Below are 21,747 nucleotides of genomic sequence, written 5' to 3'. Positions count from 1 at the left end.
GACCCTACGGCTGGGGCTGCAACCGGCTGACGACGGCCTGGATCATCTGCTGGGCCTGTTCGACCGGGAACGGAGCATTGACCCCGGTGAAGGTCAGGGTGACCAGGGCACGGCCGGAACGCACCGAGATGACGTCGGAGTACGCGGTCACGTCCGCGCCGGAAGCGTTCGAATGCGACACGGTCTGCAGGTCGACGGTGTCGTCACCGATCCGCGGGAAGGTGACCGGTTGCATCGAGTCCACCGAGATACCGTTGGACTTGGCCGCCTGCTGCAGTGGGGGCAGGGCGCAGCCGGACAGCTTGTCGTTGCGCATGAGGTCCATCTCGGCGGCCGCCCGGACGGTGCTGGGCTCGAACTCGACCTTGGAGCTGACCGACGGCCCGTCCGGCGCGCGGAACGACGGCGACATCGCGGCCGGGCCGTACCGCCCGAGCGTGGCCCGCTTGACACCGATGCAGTCCAGCACCGGCTGGCCCCAGACGTAGTCGCTGGAGCCGGAGCGATCCGCGCTCGAGGACGGCGTGCCGGTCGGGGTCCACCCTTCGGGAACATCGGCCGGTGTCAGCACGGCACCCGCGGCCAGCTTCAGGTCACCGTCCGGGTCGGCCACCTTCGCGGGCGCCGAAGAGGTAGGCGCTGCGGCCTCGGACGAGTCGCCCTTGGAACATCCGGCCGAAACACCCGCCGCCAGGACGAGAAGGGTCGCTGCCACCAAAATTCGCCGCACGGTCCGCGGTCCTCCTGACACACCTACAAAAATCGAGCGCGCCGATACTATCGACAATCCGACCGTTCTACTCGATATTCGCCAACAGGACGATCGGGGCAGGCGCGATCCCGCCGCCGACCGCAGGCCGCATCCACCCGCCCGGTTCCCGCCATCCAGCCAGCTCAGGGCGCTACCGGCCCGACCGGCTACCAGCCCAGCCCGTCTGCGACTCGGCACGCTGCCGGCACGGTACCCAGCCGGCTCGGATCACACCGCTGTACTGGTCCCCAGCCGGCTCACCCTCCACCTGCCGACTCAGTTCACTCGCCGTCCCAGATCGCATTCCGCTGCCGTCGTGACGACGCTTCAGGGTGCGCACCAGCCCGACGCCGGTGGTTGGTCGAGTTCCGGATTCATGACAGCGACGTAGGCGAGGGCCGGACATGCTCGCATCGATCGGGCGTTTCGCGCTCGGCTACGGCGCCGCATTCCTTCTGTCCACTCGGCCCATGCCGACAGCGCTGCGTCGCACGGGCGGCGCGCCTACTCCTCCGACTCCGCTCGCTCGGCCAATTCCGCCTTCACGACGGCGTAGGCGAGTCCGGATCCGTACCCGCGGCGGGCGAGCATGCCGACCAACCGCCGGATCGTCTTCTCGCGGTCGAGTTCGGGCGATCGGGTGCGGAGTTTCGCCCGGACCAGTTCGGCGGCGCGAGCGTATTCGTCGTCGTCGGTGAGGCCGGCCAGGGCGGGTTCGGCGTCCTCGTCCGAGATCCCTTTCCGGCGCAGTTCCTGGGCCAGCGCCCGCTTGCCCTTGCCGGAGTAGGTGTGCCGTGAGTGCACCCATTGCTCGGCGAACGCCGCGTCGTCGATCAAGCGGACTTCGGTGAGGCGGTCGAGTACCCGCTCGATGATCGCCGGTGTGAAACCCTTCTCCGTGAGCCGGTCGGCGAGTTCGGCGCGGCTGCGCGCCCGATCGGTGAGCAGCCGCAGACAGATATCCTTCGCCTGCGTCTCGGTACCGCCGGTCCCGGCCGCGGCGGATGTCCACCGCCCACGCCGCCGATCACCCTCCCCGTCGAGGTCCTGTGCACGCCCGCCTGCCGGACCGTCCGCCTCGCCCGGATCGGACCTATCCGCACCGAAACCGTGCTCCGCCGGCCCGGTGCTCGAAGCGCCACCCGACTCTCCCGCAACCTCCCCGAAGTTCCCACGAGACTTCCGCCGGCCACGCCGTCGACCACGCTCCCGCGAAGCCGCCGCACCGAACTCGGACTCCCCATCGAACTCGGAATCCACATCCTGCCGCGCCTGCACTTCCGCCACCGCCCGGCGCAATCCGGCCACCACATCCCCACGCGGATCGTGACCACCCCGGCTCGACTGCGGACCGACACCCTCACCGGCCCACCGATCGCCGCTCCCGGAATCCCCCGTTCGCGCAACACCACTCAGCTCCGAGAGCTCATTACGGTTCGCACGAGCCGACAGATCGGTATTGCCCGAATCCTCATGCGCCCCGGCATATCCGGCAGCCGCCGACCTGGCGGGACCTGCCATATCCCCGGACGCTCGCTCGGGTTCCGAGCCGCCGATGCGAGTGCCACCGCTCGGGCGCCGGGCCGCGAAGTCGAAAACCTCGGCGTCGCCGTCGGTTCGACTCGCGACAGCGGGCGGGTGCCACCGCCGGATACCGATTGGTTCAGCGTGCTTGGCGGAATCGGTGTCGTCGAACCAGGAGTCCCAGCCGGCGCGCTGTTCGTATTCGGGTGCGTCGGTGGGAGATCCGAGATCCGGCGGAAAGTTCGGCGGCCAGACCGGACTACCCGGCAGGCGGTAGGTCTGCGCGGACTGTTCGACGGACTCGGACTCCGGCTCGGGCGCGGCGAGGTCGGGCACCGGGTCGAAGGCCGACGGCTCGGGTATCGGGCCGCCGTCGGAACGGAACAAACCGCGATGTGCCGCACCGGAATTGCGCGCGCGTGCGGGACGCCGGCGGCCGCTGCGCCGCGGCGAATCGTCCGCCGACTCCCCCGCAGCGGAAAGCTCACCGGCCGCCTTCCCCTCGAACTGCCGGCGCAACCGTTCCACCGCATCGAGCCGGGTTACGCCGGGGCGCTCGGCAGCAGAGCCGGGCCCCGGCGCTTCCCGGTCGGACACCGGTTAGAAGTCGACGGGTGCCTCGGCACCCGCGTCTGCGGTGACATCCGCACCGATGCCGAGCTTTTCCTTGACCTTCTTCTCGATCTCGTCGCGCACGTCGGGGTTCTCGCGCAGGAACTTGCGGGCGTTCTCCTTGCCCTGACCCAGCTGGTCGCCCTCGTAGGTGAACCAGGAGCCCGACTTGCGGATGAAGCCGTGCTCGACACCCATGTCGATGATCGAGCCCTCCTTGGAGATGCCGATACCGTAGAGAATGTCGAACTCGGCCTGCTTGAACGGCGGGCTGACCTTGTTCTTCACCACCTTGACGCGGGTGCGGTTACCGACCGCGTCGGTACCGTCCTTCAGGGTCTCGATGCGACGGATGTCGAGCCGGACCGAGGCGTAGAACTTCAGCGCCTTACCACCGGTGGTGGTCTCGGGCGAGCCGAACATGACGCCGATCTTCTCGCGCAGCTGGTTGATGAAGATGGCGGTGGTACCCGAATTGTTCAGCGCACCGGTCATCTTCCGCAGCGCCTGGCTCATGAGGCGGGCCTGCAGACCGACGTGGCTGTCACCCATCTCGCCCTCGATCTCGGCGCGCGGCACCAGCGCGGCCACCGAGTCGATGACGATGATGTCCAGCGCGCCGGAACGGATCAGCATGTCGGCGATCTCGAGCGCCTGCTCACCGGTGTCGGGCTGGGAGACCAGCAGCGCGTCGGTGTCGACCCCGAGTTTGCGGGCGTAGTCCGGGTCGAGCGCGTGCTCGGCGTCGATGATGGCGGCGACGCCGCCGTTGGCCTGGGCGTTGGCGATGGCGTGCAGGGCGACGGTGGTCTTACCGGAGGATTCCGGACCGTAGATCTCGATGACACGGCCGCGCGGCAGGCCGCCGATACCCAGCGCCACATCCAGCGCGATCGACCCGGTCGGGATGACCGAGATGGGCTGGCGGGCTTCCTCACCGAGGCGCATCACCGCACCCTTGCCGAAGCTCTTCTCTACCTGCGCGAGCGCGAGCTCGAGCGCCTTGTTGCGGTCGGGCGCCTGTGGTGCCATGGTCGGTATCCCCTCTTCGCCGGGAGTTCACTGTCTTGGTTGGCCCCCACGTTAGAGGCACCCACCGACAAGTTCTGCGACCGAGCTTAGACGAACACCTGTTCGATGCAAACGACGCGCCGTGCGACACGAACACCGGCGCCCGCGGGCCGGCGCCAGCGGTTCACCAGCGGTCGCGGGGAACGTCGAAATCGGCGCACAGCGCCCGCCAGACGTCGCGGGGATCGATCCCGGACTCGATCGCCTGAGCGCCGGTCCGGCCGCCGAACGACGCCAGCGTGTGATCGCTGAGCAGCATGTCGCCGCGGGTGGTCCCGAATTCGGCGTGCAACAGGTCCTGGAATTCCGTCAACCGCACCCGGCCGAGGGTACCGGCACGGCCACATCGCGCACATCGCGCCGTACGACCGCGCGGCTCACCCCACACGGTCGAGTACCCGGTGGCAGATCTCGACCGGATCGGCGACCTCCGCCGCGCTCGCCGCGGCCGCGCGCGCCGCGGTCCGATGGCCCGGCTCGTCGAGCATCCGGCGCACCGCGTCGCGCACCGATTCCGGCGTGAACGGCCGCACCAGGATCGAACTACCTTGCCGGACAGCACGATTGGCCAACTCCCACTGGTCGCCGCCACCGGGCACGGTAACGATCGGCACCCCGGCCAGCAGCGTCTTGGCGAGCAGCCCGTGCCCGCCCCCACCGACCACCACGTCGGCGTGCCGCAGCAGTTCGTCCTGCCGGCCCAGCCCGGCCGTGACCCAGGACGGCAGCCCGGCCGGCGGAGTGTCCAGCATCGAGATCGCCACCCGCACCCCGAGTCCGTCCAGCCCGGCGACCACACCCGCGGCCATATCCACGACCCCGGTCCCCGCGGTGGACGGCGCGACCATCACCAGCGGGCCGTCCCCGGGCGGCAGCGGCAGCGTCGCGTCGGTGGGCTCCCACAGCAGCGGCCCCACGACGTGGGTGTGCTCCGGCCAGTCCGGCCGCGGCACCTCCAGCGCCGGCAGGGTCGCGATCAGCCGGGCGGCCGGGCCGGGATCCGTTGCGGGCAAGCCGATTCCGACCCGGGCCGCGCCGCGCTGCCGGTGCCCGCGCGCGACCGCTCGCGCGGTCAGGCCGCGCAACACCACATCTCGGGTCCAGCCGCGCACCCCCTCGCCGGGCGCGAGCCCACTTCCGATGGGCGGCAACGCCTTCGAGGGCAGATAGAGCGGATGCGGCGACAGCTCCACCCACGGCACCCCGATCCGCTCGGCGGCCAGGGCGCCGCCGACGGTCAGCACGTCGGACACCACCAGATCCGGCAGCATGGCGCTGAGGTCCGGCTGGATCATGGTCGCGATGTGCGCGGCGCGTTCGTGGATGCGCCGTCCGGCATCGGCGTCGTCGTCTTCGGGGCGTGGCGCCAGACCCTTCAGCCGGCGCACCGCCAGGCCCGCGTCGCGGGCGGCGTCGAGCCAGCGCGGTCCGGTGAACAGCACCGGATCGTCACCGGCGGCCCGCAACCGCAGGCACAGGGCGATGGCCGGAAACGCGTGCCCAGGATCGGGTCCGGCGACCACAGCGACTCGCATGCCGATCAGACTGCCACACCCGCCGCGGCCACCCGGCCGGGGTCCGGCCTGCCGCTTCCGGCGCACCGGACCACCGCGACCTCAGAATTTGTACAGCTGGAACCCGACGGCGCGTTCCGCCGGGAATTCCGGAAGCGGACCGGTCGCGTAATTCACCACTTCCCGCGCCTGTTCGTCCACCGGCTTCGGGCTCAACGCGGCTAGGTAGCGTTCGTGCGCCCGCAGCGACCGCACCGCGGCTTCGACGTTGTCGGTCACGTCGACGGCATGCGTCGCGCCCGGCCCGGCGACCGCGACATAGCGGGCCTGCCAAGCCGGCAGGTCGGCGAGCTCGGGGAAAATCCATTCGTTGCCGGCGTCGGAGACGGCATCCAGCGTGGCCCGCCCGACGGCCCGGTGGTCGGCACTGTTGGCCATGCCCCGCGCCCAGACGTCACCGAAGAACGTCGCCACCACCAGTTCGGGCCGGTGCCGCCGGATGGCGGCCGCCAGGTCACGCCGCAGGTCGAGGGTCAGTTCGATGCGCCCGTCCGGATAGTCCAGGAACTCGACCTCGGAGACGCCGACCTCGGCGGCGGCCGCACGCTGCTCACCCTCCCGCAGCGGCCCCGCCTCGGCGGGCGGCAGCCCCGCGATCCCCGCCTCACCCCGGGTCGCCAGCAGATACCGAATGTCCTTGCCCTGCCCCGTCCACCGCGCCACCGCGGCGGCGACCCCGTACTCGATGTCGTCGGGGTGGGCGACGATCACCAGACCGCGCTGCCAGTCTTCGGGAAGCTGTTCCACAGGGTCTCCTTCGGCCTCGGAATCGATTCGGGCCGTGGGCATCTCGCCACACGGCCCGAACCACGCTACAGCTTGGTCGGCGTCTTGTTCCCGCCGGACACCAGCTTGTACAGCGTGTACAGCCCGAACACCACCAGCGTGATCATCAGGATCGGGAACAGCGCCTTGATCAGTGCCCCGACCAGCAGCAAAGCCAGCCACACCAACACAACCGCACCCAGAATCTTCCAGAACATTGCTCTTCCTCCCGCGAGTTCTCGCATCGCGTCGGCGCGGTGCGTCACCATTCACAATGCCCTGTGCCGGACCGAAATTCACCAGGTCAGACCGGATATCGGGGAAAGTTCAGGGTCTACCCCGAGATCCCGCGGGGTCGGTCCTTGGCCGGCAGAAGCCCGCGCCGGCTCTACGGTCAGAAGGTGAACTGGTCGCCGTAGGCGGTGGTCTGCACCAGTCCCTGCGCGGTGCTCACCGTGGTGGTGGTGAACGGGACGGCCGATACCGGCGACGCGCATTGCGCGACGTTCACCGCGGCGTTCTCGAAGGCGATGTGGAACGGGAACGCGGTGTCGCGGTTCAGGGCCGCCGTCGCCGTTGTCAGGACGGTGACCCGACCGGGCCGCAAGTTGAAGGCCGAGATTTCTGTCCCGCTCAGCGTCCCGCCGAGGCTGGGCTCCAGGCTCACGCGGGGTGACCTGACGGTGCCGTGCGGCGTATCAGGTGCCGGTGCGGGCATTGCTTCGGGCAGAACGACCGAGTCTCGCGGAGAGGTGACTGTCGACGAGATTCCGGCTCTTATGCGTTGAGAGAGCTCGATTCCGACGGAAACGCCACCGGCCACACTGATCCCACAGCCGAGGATGACCCCCGCGACAGCCTGACCGGAGGTGATCGGGTCACCCTCCACACCGACCGAGTAGCTGCCCGACATCTGCACGGCATGCGAGAACGTCATCAGGACGTTCGGAGTTCGGTCACCGGACGGATTCACCTCGACGCTGTCGACCGACGCCGTCACATGCACCCCCGAACCGGACACGTCCGTGCCCGGCGGCTGGGCTCGGCCCGGTTCGCCATCCCAGGCCCACAAGGTCAGGCTTGCGGTGACCGTAGAGATCACCGCGACGACGAACTGACATCGCATACCCGATCCTGTTCTCTGAGATGTGCGCCGACATGTCTCCCAAGGCTCGGTTCGGACGGGATAGACCCAGATGGCTATCGACTGGCAAGCATAGCCGGGGAACGGGCCCGGTCGGCGTCACATTTGTCCGGAAAGCGACAACTGCTACGGCCGGCGGCCCTTGGTGTGGCCGCGATTGCCGGACCGGTCGGCGAGTTCGGCCAGGGCGTGCGCCCAGCCGTCCAGCCGGTCGGCCGCGTCCCGGAGGTCGCCCACGGCCACCGACAACGAATCCGGTGCCACCGCGGTCGCGGGGGCGGCGAGGATCTGGCCCGCTGCGGTGACCAGCTGTTCGTACTCGGTCACGCCCGCGTCCAGGCGGGCGGTGATGGCCCGGATCTGTTCGGACAGGCCGGGAATCGCGGTGGTGGTGACGCGGTTCAGATGCCCCGCGGCTTCTTCCGTGGCGACGATGTCGGCGGCCAGGGCGTGCAGGGCGGCGGCGCCCGAGGCTGCGGTGGCCATGGTGTCGGCGACGTCGTCGGCGGGGAGGCGTTGGGCGCGGGCGATCTGGGTGTAGAGGGCGTGCAGGGCCTTCTCGGCGCGTACCAGGCGGGCGATGGGGGCGCGGGCCGCCGAGCGGACAGGTGGCAGTTTGCGGGGGACGAAGGTGGCTTCCGGCAACGGGTTCCGGCGGGCGTCCAGGTAGCGGCGGGCGGAGACCGCGGTGCCGGTGACCAGGGCGGCCGCGCCGCCGCCGACCACGACGACCGCCCACACCGGGGCGGAGATGACGACCAGGCCGGCCGCACCGACCGCGGTCATACCGCCGGCGGCACCGAGGCGCAGGCTGCGCCGGCGCAGCCGCCGGCGCTTGCGCAGCTCGCGTTCGCGGGGATCGGACCATTTCCGGACCGCGTGCAGGGCGTGCTCACCGACCTCACGCAGCGTATCCGGCAGGCGCCGAGCCTGATCCAGATGTTCGGGCTCGACGCCGGATTGCACCAGCACCTCCCGCAGCGCCCGCGCCGCGGCCCGCGCAGTCGACGGCGGTGCCGCGGCGTCTGCGGGAACACCCTGAGCCGCATACTGATTCGCGGAATTGTGCGGTACCGCGCCGGGTGTCGCCGGGCCAGCGGGAACGCCCTGGCCCACCTGCGGATTCGCGGTGCTCTGCGGCGCGATTCCCGAGCCGTACGCAGCCGAGGCGGCACCTCCGGAAAGACCCTGGCCCGCATGCTGATTCGTGGCGCTCTGCGACGTTGTTCCCGAGCCGTACGCAGCCGAGGCGGCACCTCCGGAAAGACCCTGAGCCGCACGCCGATTCGCAGTGCCCCGCGACGCGGTGCCGCGGCCGGGCGAGTCAGGAGCTGCGGGACTGCCGTGGCCCGCGCGCGGATTCGCGCCGACGGGGCCGGATGCCGGGCCGCTCGTTCGCGCCGGACCGGCCTGCGGTACCGAAGCCGCCGTGGGGTCGACCGGCGAATTACGCGGCGGCACAGTCGAACCGGTGGCAGCTTGGGTCGGGACCGCACCCTGAGGAGCCGAAGCTCCACGACGGGAGCGGGCCGGTGTTTTTCCGGGCGCCGTACCCTGCTCAGCCGCCGCGCCGGTACCGCGCCGGCGCCGCCCCTTGGATGCGGGCGCGGGGTCGCCCTCGGCAACCGGGTAGGGCTCGGTCGGCGGCACCGGGGTTTGCGGCGATCGGCTTCGCATCGGATCACCGTACGAGACGGCACCGACAGATTCCGGCGCCGCGGCCGCCGGAAAGGCAGCTCGCCAGTCCGGAATACCTTGGCTCACAGGGCTTTCCGCCACCGGGAAAGTCACCGATGGACGTTCGGCGACCTCGGCCGGACGGGCGCGGGGCCGCCACAGCCGGCCCCGGCCGGCCGCGGATCGATCCGAGGAAGAGCGGCCCATCACCGCACCTCCCCGGAGACGGGTTCGGGCACCGCGTGGCCGTAGTGCGCCACCGCCGTGCCCGACTCGTTCATGCCGATACCCGTTGCCCGCGCCGCCTGCTACTGCGGCGCGGCCTGCCCACGGTTGATCTGGGTCTGCTCCGCCGGGTTCGCCTGCGGCGCAGCGGCGTTCGGCAGAGCCTGACCGGACGCGCCACCCGAGGGCAGCGCGTCGCCCTTGAGCGAGGCGCGGATCTGCTCCAGGCGGGCGTGGCCGGCCATCTGGACGCTGGCCTGCTGCACCTCGAGCATGCGGCCCTGCACCGAATTCCCGGCCAGCTCCGCCGCGCCCAGCGCGTTGGCGTAGCGGCGCTCGATCTTCTCACGCACCGCGTCCAGGCTCGGGACCGAACCCGGCGCCGACAGGGTGGAGTCCATCTGCTGCAGCGAGGCCGAGACCTGCTCCTGCATCTTGGCCTGCTCCAGCTGGCTGAGCAGCTTGGTGCGCTCGGCGACCTTCTGCTGCAGCACCATGGCGTTCTGCTCGACCGCCTTCTTGGCCTGTGCGGCGGCCTGCAGCGACTGATCGTGCAGCACCTTCAGGTCCTCGACGGACTGCTCGGCGGTCACCAGCTGCGCGGCGAAAGCCTCGGCGGCGTTGGTGTACTGGATGGCCTTGTCGGTGTCGCCGGCACCGGCGGCCTGGTCGGCCAGCATGACGGCCTGGCGCGCGTTGGCGTTGAGCTTCTCGACCTCGTCGAGCTGGCGGTTGAGCTTCATCTCCAGCTGGCGCTGGTTGCCGATCACCGACGCAGCCTGCTGCGACAGGAGCTGGTGCTGACGCTGCGCTTCCTCGATGGCCTGCTGGATCTGCACCTTCGGATCCGCGTGCTCTTCGATCTTGGCGTCGAAGAGGGCCATCATGTACTTCCAGGCCTTGACGAACGGATTAGCCATCGATTGAACGCCTCCATATGACGTGCCGCGCTCCCACGCGACTGTTGTGCGCGACCGTCACGCACCCCTGCACTTGTGTCCTGTGTTCTCGATCGCGCGGTGCCGGAAGAGGAGAACCCGTCCGTAACCGTCGCCTACAGAGAATCTATCCGGTTCCGGGCTCCCGCACAGCCTCGCCGTGCGCCGATCGAGCCACGGAACCGGAACGGCTCATTTCGCTTGTACCAGAACCAGCTTCTCTGCCCGCGGCGCGGGAATGACGATCCGGGTTTCCTCGGCGATGGTGCCGAAGGCCCGCGCCGACGCACGCGCGCCCGCGCCCGCCGGCTGCGCGGCCGCGGCGGCCGGTTCGGCGGCCGCCATCGACGCGCTCACATCGGACAGCACTCGCGACAGCGGAACGTCGAGGGCACCGCAGATCGCGGCGAGCAACTCGCTCGACGCCTCCTTGCGACCGCGCTCGACCTCGGAAAGGTAGCCGAGGCTGACCCGCGCCGAAGTGGACACCTCCCGCAGCGTCCGGCCCTGGGCGACCCGAGCGCGCCGCAAACTTTCACCAAGTGCTTCTCGCAGCAGCGTCATCTCGTTCTCCTTCACGTCTCCACCTGGCCGGACCGAGCGTCGTCGGTGATCCCGTTCGCAGAGATCCCGTTCTCACAGATAACGCTGCCCCGGGGTCGCTTGGTTCCCGGCGCCACCGAATTCTCACCGTCGAGTGCCCGGATCAACTCGGCAACCGCGGCGCGAACCGCGCCGATCCGGATGCTCCACCGGTCACCCGGCAGTGTCAACCGGACAACGTGCACCGCGTCGGGTCCTGCTACCCCCAGGAATACCGTGCCGACCGGGTGTCCGTCCTGGGATTGCGGACCGGCGACCCCGGTGAGCCCGATTCCCCAGTCCGCGCCGCAGACCGTGGCGGCACCGACGGCCAGCTGTTCGGCGGTGGTGGCCGCGACCGGGCCGTCGGCCGCCAGTGTCGCGCCGCTCACACCCGCGAGCTGCTGTTTCAGGTCGGTCGCGTAGACGATCAGGCCGCCGCGCAGCACCGCGCTGGCACCGGGTATCCCGGCGATCGTCGCGCTCAGCAGGCCCGCGGTGAGCGATTCGGCCGTGGCGACCGTCTGCCCGGCCGCGACCAGCCGACGCACCAGTTCGGTGGCGGGCACAGCCGCGACGAGCGGATCGGTCATGACTGCTCGCCACTCCTGGGTGTCGCAAACCACAGTCGCGCCGCCTGCACCACGTACTCCACTCCGGTGCCGACGGTCAGCAACACGGCGACCACCATCAGCGCGGTACCGGCCGTGTGCGCGACCCCGGACAGCGGCAGCAGCAGCATCGCGATCGCCACCGACTGCACCAGCGTCTTGAGTTTCCCGCCGCGACCGGCCGGGATCACACCCCGGCGCACAACGGCCAACCGCAGCAGGGTGATGCCGACCTCGCGCACGCAGATCACGATCGTCATCCACCACGGCAGATCACCGAGCAGCGACAACCCGATCAGCGCGGAACCGATCAGGGCCTTGTCCGCCATCGGGTCGGCCAGTTTGCCGAAGTCGGTGACGAGACCGTATTTGCGGGCCAGTTGCCCGTCGAAGCGATCGGTGATGGCCGCCAGCCCGAACAGCGCGGCCGCGGTGACCCGCCACCCGGTGTCGTGGCCACCGGCGGCGAACAGGGCCACCAGGAACAGCGGAACCAGGATCAGCCGCACAACGGTGAGGACGTTGGCGATGTTCAGCACCGGTACCGGTTCGGTGCGAGCGGGTAGCCCGGACCCGTTCGGAGGTAGCTCGGCCGCCTGCTCCATGTCGTCGCTCTGCACGCTCACCGGCACCACCGGGACCCGGCGGCCGCGCGCACCGGGAAACCAGCGGACCCGACGCCGACGACCGGTCCGGGGGCCCCGGTCGAACAGGGCGGGCGAGCGGTCGAGGTGTGCAGCACTCGACCAGAATATCGTTTGCCCCGGCGACTACTGTGCAGCACATGACGACACGGGCATCCCAGGACGATCAGATCGGCGGCGCGACGATGGACGTCCCGATGGTTCGCCGTGCCCGCACCTCGGATGTCCCCGCGATCAAAGCACTCGTCGATCTGTACGCCGGCAAGATACTGCTGGAGAAGAACCTGGTCACGCTGTACGAGTCGGTGCAGGAATTCTGGGTGGCGGAGCTGGCCGGCGAGGTCGTGGGCTGCGGCGCGCTGCACGTGCTGTGGTCGGATCTGGGTGAGGTCCGCACGGTGGCCGTGCATCCCACGGTGAAGGGCAAAGGCATCGGCCGGCTGCTGGTCGACCAGCTCGTCGCCACCGCGCGCGAACTGTCGCTGCGCCGGCTGTTCGTGCTCACCTTCGAGGTGGAGTTCTTCGCCCGGCACGGTTTCACCGAGATCGAGGGCACTCCGGTGACGGCGGAGGTGTTCACCGAGATGTGCCGGTCCTACGACACCGGTGTCGCGGAATTCCTGGACCTCAGCTATGTGAAGCCCAACACACTCGGCAACACCCGCATGCTGCGCGCGCTCTAGCACCTTTGGCGCTCCCCGCGGCGCGCGCGGTAGCGTTCCACCGCGTTCCCCTGCCTTCGAGGAGTCACCGTGCCGATCTTCGCCGTCCACTACACCTACGCCGGGACCACCGTGGCCGGCCGCGATCAGCACCGCCCCGAACATCGGCAGTGGCTCACCGGCAACCTCGAGCAGCGCGCGCTGCTGAGCTCGGGCCCGTACCTGGACGGCTCGGGCGCCCTGTTGCTGTGGCGTGCCGAGGACGCCGACACCCTGGCCGAGATCCTCACCGCGGACCCGTTCGCCCGCGAGGGCCTGATCGAGGCCGTGCGCATCACCGAATGGCTCCCGATCATGGGCGCGCTCGCCGAGTAGGCCCGCGACGAACGCGGAATATCCGCGCTCCCAACAGCGTTGACCCCTGTGAGGCGCGAACTCTGTCCTGGCCCGTGAACCTCGACGACGTGGCACGGTGTCAACGGCGACACCGACCGCGGGTCAGGACACCGCGCGACTCATTCGGAGTCGTCCTCCCCGACCTCCGGTGCCGCTCCGCCGCGGACGGTGTAGAGCAGCCCCTCGAGTTCGTCGGGTTTGATCAGCACGTCGCGCGCCTTCGATCCCTCGCTCGGGCCGACGACGCCGCGCGTCTCCATCAGGTCCATCAGGCGGCCGGCCTTGGCGAAACCGACGCGCAGCTTGCGCTGCAGCATCGAGGTGGAACCGAACTGCGAGGTGACCACGAGTTCCACCGCTTGGACGAACAGGTCGAGGTCGTCGCCGATATCGGGGTCGACATCCTTGGCTTCGGCCGTCTTCGCGGTGGTGACGCCGTCGGTGTAGTCCGGTTCGGCCTGGGTCTTGGCGAAGTCGACGACCGCGTGGATCTCCTCGTCGGAGATGAACGCGCCCTGCATGCGGGTCGGTTTGGCGGCACCCATGGGCAGGAACAAGCCATCGCCCATACCGATCAGCTTCTCGGCGCCGGGCTGGTCCAGGATGACCCGCGAGTCGGTCAGCGACGACGTCGCGAACGCCAGCCGGGACGGCACATTGGTCTTGATCAGGCCGGTGACCACGTCCACGGACGGCCGCTGCGTGGCCAGCACCAGGTGGATGCCGGCGGCGCGCGCCTTCTGCGTGATCCGCACGATCGCGTCCTCGACGTCGCGGGGCGCGGTCATCATGAGGTCGGCGAGCTCGTCGACGATGGCCAGGATGTACGGGTACGGCTTGTAGACCCGTTCGCTGCCCAGCGGTGTGGTGATCTGCCCGGACTTGACCTTCTTGTTGAAGTCGTCGATGTGGCGGACCTTGCTGGCCTGCATGTCCTGATACCGCTGTTCCATCTCCTCCACCAGCCAGGCCAGCGCCGCGGCGGCCTTCTTGGGCTGGGTGATGATGGGGGTGATCAGGTGCGGAATGCCTTCGTACGGTGTGAGTTCCACCATCTTCGGGTCGATGAGGATCATCCGGACCTCGTCGGGCGTGGCGCGGCCCAGCAGCGACACCAGCATCGAGTTCACGAAGCTCGACTTACCGGATCCGGTGGAACCGGCCACCAGTAGATGCGGCATCTTGGCGAGGTTCGCGTGGACGAAGTCGCCCTCGATGTTCTTGCCCAGCCCGATCACCAGTGGGTGGTGGTCGTTGCGCACCGACGGCGCCTTGAGCACGTCGGCCAGCCGGACCAGTTCCCGGTCGGTGTTGGGCACCTCGATACCGACGGCGGACTTGCCCGGGATGGGGGCGAGCAGCCGGACGTTGTCGGTGGCGACCGCGTAGGCGATGTTGCGGGCCAGCGCGGTGATCTTCTCCACCTTCACGCCGGGGCCGAGCTCGACCTCGTAGCGGGTGACCGTCGGACCGCGCACGAAACCGGTGACCGCGGCGTCGATCTTGAACTGCACCAGCACCTCGGTGATCGCCTCGATCATCGATTCGTTGGCGGAGCTGCGCTTCTTGGGCGGATCACCGTCGATCAGCAGGCTCAGCGGCGGCAGCTGGTAGTCGCCGTCGACCTCGCGGTCGGCCACGAATTCGAGCTGTTGCGGTTCCGGTGGCGGCGGGGTCTGGTCGACGACCTTGGCGCGCTTGCTCTTGGCCTTGACCGGGGTGGCGGGCACCGGTTCCGCGGCCGGCTCCTCGGCGTCCTTCGCTGCGCGCAGCGGCGGTTCACCGATGATCTCGGTGACCGCGTCGGGGTCGCCGAATTCGTCCTCGGGATAGTTGTCGGCCGGGGTTCGCCCGCGACGGCCACCGCGACCGCGATGGACCGGAAATCCGTCGGCGTCATAGTCTTCCGGGTCGAAGTCCTCGTCCGCCGTTGGGATGCCGAACAATTCGCGCAGCCGCTCGGGCACCTCGCGCACCGTCGTGCCCGTGATCAACAACACACCGAACAGCAAGACCAGCAACAACAACGGGACCGCGAGCCAGGCGGTGAGCCCGTCGCGCAACGGGCCACCGACCACGGCGCCGAGGAAACCGGCCGAGTGCGCCCGGCCGTCGGAGTCGGCCGGGCACCCGTCGGCGATGTGCCACAACCCCAGTGCCGCAAGGACGGTCAGGACACCGCCCAGCACCAGCCGGGGCCGGATCTCGGGGTGCGGCTCGGTGCGCATCAGCACCACCGCGAGCCCGACGCCCGCGAAAGGCGCGAAGGCGGAAGTGGATCCGGCGAACGCCCGGACCAGGGCGTCGACCCAATGACCGACCGGACCGCCGGCCCCGAACCACACCGACGCGGCGACCAGACCACTGATCGCGATGAGTACCAACGCGATTCCGTCGCGCTGGTGCCCGTGCTCGATGTCACCGGCGCGGCTGACCGCCCGGGTGGTGGCGCCGACGCCGCGCGCTACCGCGTTCCAGCCGTTGCCGATTCCGCGACCGATCACGGTCACCGGATCGGTGCCGCTGCGCCGGGCGGGGCGGCGGGCCGGGGCGGGCTTGCGGCGCGTAGACGCGGTGGTCCGGCGCGCGGCGGCGGTGGATCCACGCGCCGCCGCGGTGGTTCCGCGCTTGGCACTTGCGGTTCCGCGGGTCGCGGCCTTCGCGCGCGACGGCGACTTCCCCCGGGCCGTACCCGCCCGCGAACCGGTTGCCGAGGTGCCGCGGGACTTACCTGCCATGGTCCTCAGGCTAGCCGGAACGGCGCCCGACCGGGGCCACAACCCCCGGTCGGCGCGTCATGTCGCGCCGCCGCGACGGCGGTGTCAGAAGCTCCGGTCGCTGCTCAGGACGGCCGCCACGGCCTCGGGATCGCCGTCGGCCTCGATCCGAACTTCGTCGCGTCCGAACGCGTGCAGCAACAATTCGGCGGGTGCGCCGGTGAGGACGACCTCGGGTTCGCCGCCGCGCGCGGTCAGGCGGCGGCCCCGCGGATCCACCAGCACCACGCCGACGGGCGACTTGCGGTAGGCCAGCCGTGCCGCGCGGCCCAGCGCGCGCCACAGGTGCTCCTGGTCGGCGTCGGTCAGTTCCCTTGGTTCCCAACCACTTCCGGCGCGGCGCACATCCTCGTGGTGGACGAACATCTCGGTCAGGTTCGCGACCGCGTCGACCGGGCGCAGCGGCGACCACCAGGGCGGACCGGTGCGGACCAGTTCCACCAGTTCCTCGAACGGCTGCCGGACCACCTTCGCCTGCACGCGGTCGAGGTATCCGGCGAAGGCGGGCACCAGGATTCCCGGTGCGGCGTCCGGGCGGCGCTCCCGCACCACGAGGTGGGCAGCCAGGTCGCGCACGGTCCAGTCACCGCACAGCGTCCGGGCGTCGGGACCGATCTCCGTCATCGCCGCAGCCAGCGACCGACGTTCACGTTGCGCCATCGTCACAAGTCGGAACCCTACGTCACCACCGCTGAGAGGTCGATCGGCCCGGGCCGAAAACGAAGTGGCACAATCCCGGACCGACCTGTACTTTCTGTCCCGATCCATATGGGTCGTGGGTCGAAAAGCAAACCGAGGGAACACAGATGAAGAAGTTCACCACCATGGTCGCGGTATTCGTGGCCTCCATCGCCGCGGTACTCGCCAGCAGCGCGGCACCCGCGCGGGCGTACACGGACTACTACGGCGCGATCGCGCTGTCGCGCTCCACCGGTACGTACGGCTATTCCTATGACTACGACAGCTTCTCGCAGGCCGAGGACGCCGCGGTCAGCCAGTGCCTGCGGGCCGGGGGTGGTAGCGACTGCGAGGCGAAGATCTCCTGGGCCAACGGATGTGGCGCCATCGCGCTCTCGCGTGACTACTGGAGCTACGGCTCGGCCGCCACCCTGGCCGGCGCGAAGCGTGACGCGCTGTCGTCGAACCCCGAGCCCGCCTCGATCGAGCACTGGAACTGCACCAGCGGCTACTCGCTGTAACCCGGTCACCCGTTTCCGAAATCCCAGCGAGGAAAGAATCTTCATGAACAATCGTGCCCTGCGTACCGCGGCCGTACTCGTCGCCGCCGTCGCCACCCTGACGCTGTCCGCCTGCTCGTCGTCCTCCAACTCGTCGACATCGACGTCCACCACCACGACGGCGCAGACCGACGGGTTCCAGAACAACGGCGGCAAGAAGCCCGGTAAGGACGACGGCGCCCAGCCCGCCCCGGCCACCTCCACGGACCTGCCGAAGCCGACCGTCGCCGAACTGAACGAGAAGATCAACAAGGCGTTCGACCCGTCCATCCCGGCCAAGACCAAGGTCGACTGGGTCGAGAACGCCGGCCAGGACCCCGACCTCGTCGACAAGCTGGCCCAGGCCGCCAAGCAGAACGACGTCAAGGTCACCATCACCAAGGTGGAGGACCCGTCGGGCGGCAAGCTCAAGGCCGACGCCGATGTCACCATGGGTGGCACCCCCGTCAACGGCGCGAGCGTCCCGTTCGTGGCCGACGGCGGCCAGTGGAAGGTCGACCACGCCTACGCCTGCAGCATCGTCAAGCAGGCCAAGCTCGACTCGGCCGCCTGCCAGTAGTCCCGCGTTCTCGGCGCCGAACGGGATCCTGCCCGGATCCCGTTCGGCGGCAGCCGAATCGGGCAGCTACCACCACCCTCGGCACCCGCGCGGCCGGACCGTGATCGCGTTACCCGGTCCGTGCACCCGGCACGACGCGGGCCGCCACGACCTGCCTGGCGATACTGCGCAGCTCCCCTACAGTGGGTCCGTGGCCTCTCCCGTGGTTCCGCAGGCGATCGATTCCGGTGTGGTGACCCGGGTTCTCGACGAAGTCTACACGCTGTGCCGCACCGAGATCGGTGGCGCACCCGCCGACTACATTCCCGAACTGGCTGCGGTGGAACCGGATTCGTTCGGCCTGTGCCTGGCCACCGCCGACGGGCGGGTGTACAGCGTGGGCGATACCGATATCCCCTTCACCATCCAGTCCATCTCCAAGCCGTTCACCTACGCGCTGGCCCTGGCCGACCGGGGCGTCGACGCGGTCGGGCAGCGCATCGATGTCGAACCCTCGGGTGACGCCTTCAACGAGATCAGCCTCGACCCGGTCACCGAGCGGCCGCGCAATCCGATGATCAACGCCGGAGCCATTACCGCCACCTCGCTCATCACCGGCCGCGACGCCGCCGAGAAGACCGAGCGCATCGTCCGCTGCTATTCCCGCTTCGCCGGGCGCGACCTGAGCATGAACGAGTCCGTGTACACCTCCGAGGCTCGCACCGGGTTCCGCAACCGGGCCATCGGCTACATGCTGCGCTCGTTCGGCATCATCGACTCCGACCCCGACGAGGCGGTGGACCGCTACTTCCGCCAGTGCTCGCTGGAGGTGACCTGCGGCGATCTGGCGATCATGGCGGCGACGCTGGCCAACAACGGCGTCAACCCGCGCACCCGGGAACGCGCGCTGTCGGCGGCGCTGACCGAGCGGGTACTCAGCGTGATGACCACCTGCGGCATGTACAACGCGGCCGGCGACTGGGTCACCACGGTCGGGCTGCCCGCGAAAAGCGGTGTGGGCGGCGGCATTCTGGCCGTACTGCCGGGCCAGATCGGGATCTCGGTGTTCTCTCCGCGCCTGGACGAGCACGGCAACAGCGTCCGCGGGGTCGCCGCCTGCCGGGAGCTGTCGCAGCGGCTGGAACTGCACTTCCTGCACGTGACCCGCTCGGCGCGGACCGCGATCCGCACCGAGTACTCCGTCGACGAGGTACCGTCGCGGTTGCAGCGCAACGAGACCGAACTCGAGGTGCTCGCCGAATTCGGTGGCCGCGCCCGCATCTACGAACTGCACGGCGACATGCTGTTCGCCGGCGCCGAGCGTGCGGTCCGCACCATCGAGAGCCGGGCCGGCGAACTCGACGCTCTGGTCATCGATCTCCGCCGGATCGGCGACCTGGCCCCGATCGCGGTCACCATGCTGAACTCGCTGCAATCCGAGCTGGCCGCGGCGGGCTGCCAGGTGGCGCTGGTCGACCCCGACGGCAAACTCGGACACGATATTTCGAGCCTGGACCCGTCCGATCCGCGTGGCCGCGTCTTCATCGACCGCGACGGCGCGACCGAATGGTGCGAGGACGTCATCCTGGAACGGCACGGGCCGCCGAGCGAACCCGAATGCACGATGGTGGCCGATCATCCGCTGCTGGCCGCCTTGCCGGTCGACGCGCGGGCCGAGCTGACCGCCGAGTTCGAGCCGCTGACCTTCGCCCGCGGTGAGATCATCGCCGAGCCGGGCACACCACGCTCGGGGCTGTATCTGATCCTGCGGGGCCGGGTGCGGGTCACGTTCGTGGGCAGCGACGATCGGACGCACCGGCTGGTGACGCTGTCGTCGGGCATGTCCTTCGGCGAGATCCCGATGTTGACCGGGGAGCCGTTCGTCAACCAGGTCCGCGCCGAGACCGTGGTGCGGCTGGCGGTGCTGAAGCCGCAGCGCTTCGACGAAATCGCCGCGCAGCGACCGGATCTGGGGCTGGCGCTGCTGCGCCGCCTGGCCGCGGGCGCGTACGCGCAGATGGACGCCGCGGTGCGGGCCATCGCGGTGCGCGGCGGCGACTACTGACAGCGAAGGGCCGGCGGGATCGAAAATCCCACCAGCCCTTGGCTTTTCGAAATCAGACCTCGATGACGTTGGGCACGATCATCGGCCGGCGCCGATAGGTGTCGGCGACCCAGCGGCCCACCACCCGCCGCACACCCTGCGCGATCCGGTGCGTGTCGGTGATCCCTTCGCCCGCAAGGCGAATCAGCTCCGCCTCGACCAGCTTCCCGGCGGCGTCGAGCGCGTCCGGGTCGTCGGAGAAGCCGCGGCCGGCGACCTCCGGGTCACCGACGGTCTTGCCGGTGGCGGAGTCGACGGCGATCGTGATCGAGATGAACCCGCCCTCACCGAGCACCAACCGGTCCGACAGCGTGGACTCGCCGACGTCACCGACCGAGAGGCCGTCGACGTAGACGTGACCGACCGGGACCCGGCCCACGATCGAGGCGATCCCGTCGACCAGGTCCACGACCACGCCGTCCTCGGCCAGCACCACCCGGTCCTCGGGCACGCCGGTCGCCACGGCCAGTGCGGCGTTGGCGCGCAGGTGCCGCCACTCGCCGTGCACCGGCATGGCGTTGGTGGGGCGCACCGCGTTGTACAGGTACAGCAGTTCGCCGGCCGAAGCATGGCCCGACACATGGACTTTCGCGCTCTGCTGGGTGACCACGGTGGCCCCGAGCCGGGCCAGGCCGTTGACCACCGCGAACACCGAGGTCTCGTTGCCGGGGATCAGCGAGGAGGCCAGCACCACGAGATCGTCGGGGCGGATGTTGATCTGGCGGTGCTCGCCGCGCGCCATCCGCGACAGCGCCGACAGCGGCTCACCCTGCGAGCCGGTGGAGATCAGCACCAGTTTGTGCCCGGGCAGGGTCGCGGCCTGGTCCAGGTCGACCACGACGTTGTCCGGGATGGTCAGGTAGCCGAGGTCCTGCGCGATCTGCATATTGCGGACCATGGACCGGCCCACGAAACACACGCGGCGGTCGTAGTTCCGCGCGACCTCGACGATCTGCTGGATGCGGTGCACGTGCGAAGCGAACGAGGCCACGATGACCCGGCCCTTGGCCTTGCCGATCACCCGGTCGAGCACCGGGCCGATCTCCCGCTCCGGAGTGACGAACCCGGGGACCTCGGCATTGGTCGAGTCGACCAGGAACAGGTCGACGCCCTCGTCGCCGAGCCGGGAGAAACCGGCCAGGTCGGTGAGCCGGCCGTCGAGCGGCAGCTGGTCGAGCTTGATGTCACCGGTGTGCAGCGCCAGACCGGCCGGGGTCCGGATGGCGACGGCGATCGCATCCGGGATGGAGTGGTTGACCGCGAAGTACTCGAGGTCGAACGGGCCGAAGGTGCCGCGGTCGCCCTCCCGGACTTCCTTCAGCTTGGGCTGCAACCGGTGTTCGCGGCACTTGGCGGCCACCAGCGCGAGGGTGAACTTGGCACCGATCACCGGGATGTCGGGACGCAGGCGCAGCAGGAACGGCAGGGCGCCGATGTGATCTTCGTGACCGTGGGTGAGCACCACCGCGGCGATATCGGCCATGCGGTCCTCGATGGGACCGAAATCGGGCAGGATCAGGTCGACACCGGGCTGCTGGTCCTCGGGGAACAACACACCGCAGTCGACGATCAGCAGCTTGCCGCCGTACTCGAAAACGGTCATGTTGCGGCCGATCTCGCCGATGCCGCCGAGCGCGAACACCCGCAGGCCGCCCTTGCGTAGCTTCGGCGGGGCGCCGAGCGCGTGCGGGTCGGGCAGCGGCTCGACGCGCGGGCCGTCGGTGCGGCGTCCCCGGCCGCGGCCGCGGCGGTCGCCCTTCTCGCCGCCGCGGGCGGGCTTGTCGGCGCGAGCCGCCTTGGGCGCCTTCTCCGTCTGGTCGGCTTTCGCTGTGCGCGTGGACTTCTCGGCCCGCACGGGGGCCTCGGCGGCGGGTGCAGCGGCCGGGGCGGCGGCGGGTGCCGCGGCCGGGGCGA

General features: G+C 69.9%; 19 protein-coding genes and 2 pseudogenes. 5 read left to right on the top strand and 16 right to left on the bottom strand.

Going from position 1 to position 21,747, the window contains the following annotated elements:
• Positions 1–4: 4 nt before the first annotated feature.
• The 13 genes and pseudogenes from EBN03_RS29390 to pgsA form a co-directional block, all read right to left on the bottom strand.
• Entirely contained in the window at positions 5–715 is a 711-nt protein-coding gene (locus EBN03_RS29390) for a hypothetical protein (RefSeq protein ID WP_147471748.1), read from the bottom strand.
• Between the two features lie 540 nt (positions 716–1,255).
• A pseudogene (gene recX, locus EBN03_RS35910) lies at positions 1,256–1,780 on the bottom strand (recombination regulator RecX); the annotation flags it as partial.
• Between the two features lie 1,095 nt (positions 1,781–2,875).
• Positions 2,876–3,919, bottom strand: a complete 1,044-nt coding sequence (recA, locus tag EBN03_RS29380) for a recombinase RecA (protein ID WP_122191409.1) — start codon at positions 3,917–3,919, stop codon at positions 2,876–2,878.
• 163 nt (positions 3,920–4,082) lie between these two features.
• Entirely contained in the window at positions 4,083–4,277 is a 195-nt protein-coding gene (locus EBN03_RS29375) for a DUF3046 domain-containing protein (protein ID WP_122191408.1), read from the bottom strand.
• A gap of 58 nt (positions 4,278–4,335) precedes the next feature.
• The gene (locus EBN03_RS29370; RefSeq protein WP_122191407.1) at positions 4,336–5,493 is read right to left on the bottom strand and encodes a glycosyltransferase; all 1,158 of its coding nucleotides are present in this window, start codon (positions 5,491–5,493) and stop codon (positions 4,336–4,338) included.
• An 81-nt stretch (positions 5,494–5,574) separates the two neighbouring features.
• Entirely contained in the window at positions 5,575–6,279 is a 705-nt protein-coding gene (locus tag EBN03_RS29365; protein WP_122191406.1) for a PIG-L deacetylase family protein, read from the bottom strand.
• Between the two features lie 65 nt (positions 6,280–6,344).
• A complete protein-coding gene (locus EBN03_RS34695; protein ID WP_199743018.1) occupies positions 6,345–6,515 on the bottom strand; it encodes a hypothetical protein in 171 nt (56 codons plus the stop codon).
• 176 nt (positions 6,516–6,691) lie between these two features.
• The gene (locus EBN03_RS29360) at positions 6,692–7,423 is read right to left on the bottom strand and encodes an MspA family porin (protein ID WP_122191405.1); all 732 of its coding nucleotides are present in this window, start codon (positions 7,421–7,423) and stop codon (positions 6,692–6,694) included.
• A gap of 144 nt (positions 7,424–7,567) precedes the next feature.
• The gene (gene pspM / locus EBN03_RS29355; protein WP_233608716.1) at positions 7,568–8,557 is read right to left on the bottom strand and encodes a phage shock envelope stress response protein PspM; all 990 of its coding nucleotides are present in this window, start codon (positions 8,555–8,557) and stop codon (positions 7,568–7,570) included.
• An 869-nt stretch (positions 8,558–9,426) separates the two neighbouring features.
• Complete coding sequence (locus tag EBN03_RS29350; RefSeq protein WP_122191404.1) at positions 9,427–10,263, bottom strand: PspA/IM30 family protein; 837 nt, start codon at positions 10,261–10,263, stop codon at positions 9,427–9,429.
• A 210-nt stretch (positions 10,264–10,473) separates the two neighbouring features.
• On the bottom strand, positions 10,474–10,845 hold the full coding sequence (locus EBN03_RS29345; RefSeq protein ID WP_122191486.1) for a helix-turn-helix domain-containing protein: 372 nt from the start codon (positions 10,843–10,845) through the stop codon (positions 10,474–10,476).
• Positions 10,846–10,985: 140 nt separating this feature from the next.
• Positions 10,986–11,456 (bottom strand): annotated as a pseudogene (locus tag EBN03_RS29340) (CinA family protein); the annotation flags it as partial.
• On the bottom strand, positions 11,453–12,079 hold the full coding sequence (gene pgsA, locus EBN03_RS29335; protein WP_122191485.1) for a CDP-diacylglycerol--glycerol-3-phosphate 3-phosphatidyltransferase: 627 nt from the start codon (positions 12,077–12,079) through the stop codon (positions 11,453–11,455). The pseudogene EBN03_RS29340 and the gene pgsA, both read right to left, overlap by 4 nt.
• A gap of 179 nt (positions 12,080–12,258) precedes the next feature.
• Here pgsA and EBN03_RS29330 point away from each other — a divergent pair, with 179 nt between their 5' ends.
• Together EBN03_RS29330 and EBN03_RS29325 are read left to right on the top strand one after the other, a co-directional pair.
• Positions 12,259–12,801 carry an amino-acid N-acetyltransferase gene (locus EBN03_RS29330; RefSeq protein ID WP_199743017.1) on the top strand — a complete coding sequence of 181 codons (543 nt, stop codon included), beginning with the start codon at positions 12,259–12,261 and terminating at the stop codon, positions 12,799–12,801.
• 69 nt (positions 12,802–12,870) lie between these two features.
• Entirely contained in the window at positions 12,871–13,155 is a 285-nt protein-coding gene (locus tag EBN03_RS29325) for a YciI family protein (protein ID WP_122191402.1), read from the top strand.
• A 140-nt stretch (positions 13,156–13,295) separates the two neighbouring features.
• Here the strand turns inward: EBN03_RS29325 and EBN03_RS29320 are convergent, their stop codons facing one another.
• A complete protein-coding gene (locus tag EBN03_RS29320) occupies positions 13,296–15,914 on the bottom strand; it encodes a DNA translocase FtsK (protein WP_199743016.1) in 2,619 nt (872 codons plus the stop codon).
• 84 nt (positions 15,915–15,998) lie between these two features.
• Positions 15,999–16,619: a TIGR03085 family metal-binding protein gene (locus EBN03_RS29315; RefSeq protein WP_199743015.1), complete on the bottom strand. Its 621-nt coding sequence runs from the start codon at positions 16,617–16,619 to the stop codon at positions 15,999–16,001.
• Between the two features lie 140 nt (positions 16,620–16,759).
• Here EBN03_RS29315 and EBN03_RS29310 point away from each other — a divergent pair, with 140 nt between their 5' ends.
• From EBN03_RS29310 to glsA, 3 genes are all read left to right on the top strand, one after another.
• Positions 16,760–17,152, top strand: coding sequence for a DUF4189 domain-containing protein (locus EBN03_RS29310; protein WP_122191401.1), 393 nt, complete (start codon positions 16,760–16,762; stop codon positions 17,150–17,152).
• A 43-nt stretch (positions 17,153–17,195) separates the two neighbouring features.
• The gene (locus EBN03_RS29305; protein ID WP_122191400.1) at positions 17,196–17,750 is read left to right on the top strand and encodes a hypothetical protein; all 555 of its coding nucleotides are present in this window, start codon (positions 17,196–17,198) and stop codon (positions 17,748–17,750) included.
• A 190-nt stretch (positions 17,751–17,940) separates the two neighbouring features.
• A complete protein-coding gene (gene glsA / locus EBN03_RS29300; RefSeq protein WP_122191399.1) occupies positions 17,941–19,794 on the top strand; it encodes a glutaminase A in 1,854 nt (617 codons plus the stop codon).
• Between the two features lie 52 nt (positions 19,795–19,846).
• On the opposite strand, the gene EBN03_RS29295 is transcribed toward glsA, so the two are convergent.
• On the bottom strand, positions 19,847–21,747 hold a 1,901-nt coding region (locus tag EBN03_RS29295; RefSeq protein ID WP_325052112.1), incomplete at its 5' end, for a ribonuclease J.

Source organism: Nocardia stercoris, from assembly GCF_003696265.1.
GTDB classification, from domain to species: domain Bacteria; phylum Actinomycetota; class Actinomycetes; order Mycobacteriales; family Mycobacteriaceae; genus Nocardia; species Nocardia stercoris.
Note: the sequence above shows the minus strand (reverse complement) of the source record. Positions and strands in the feature narration are given on the sequence as shown.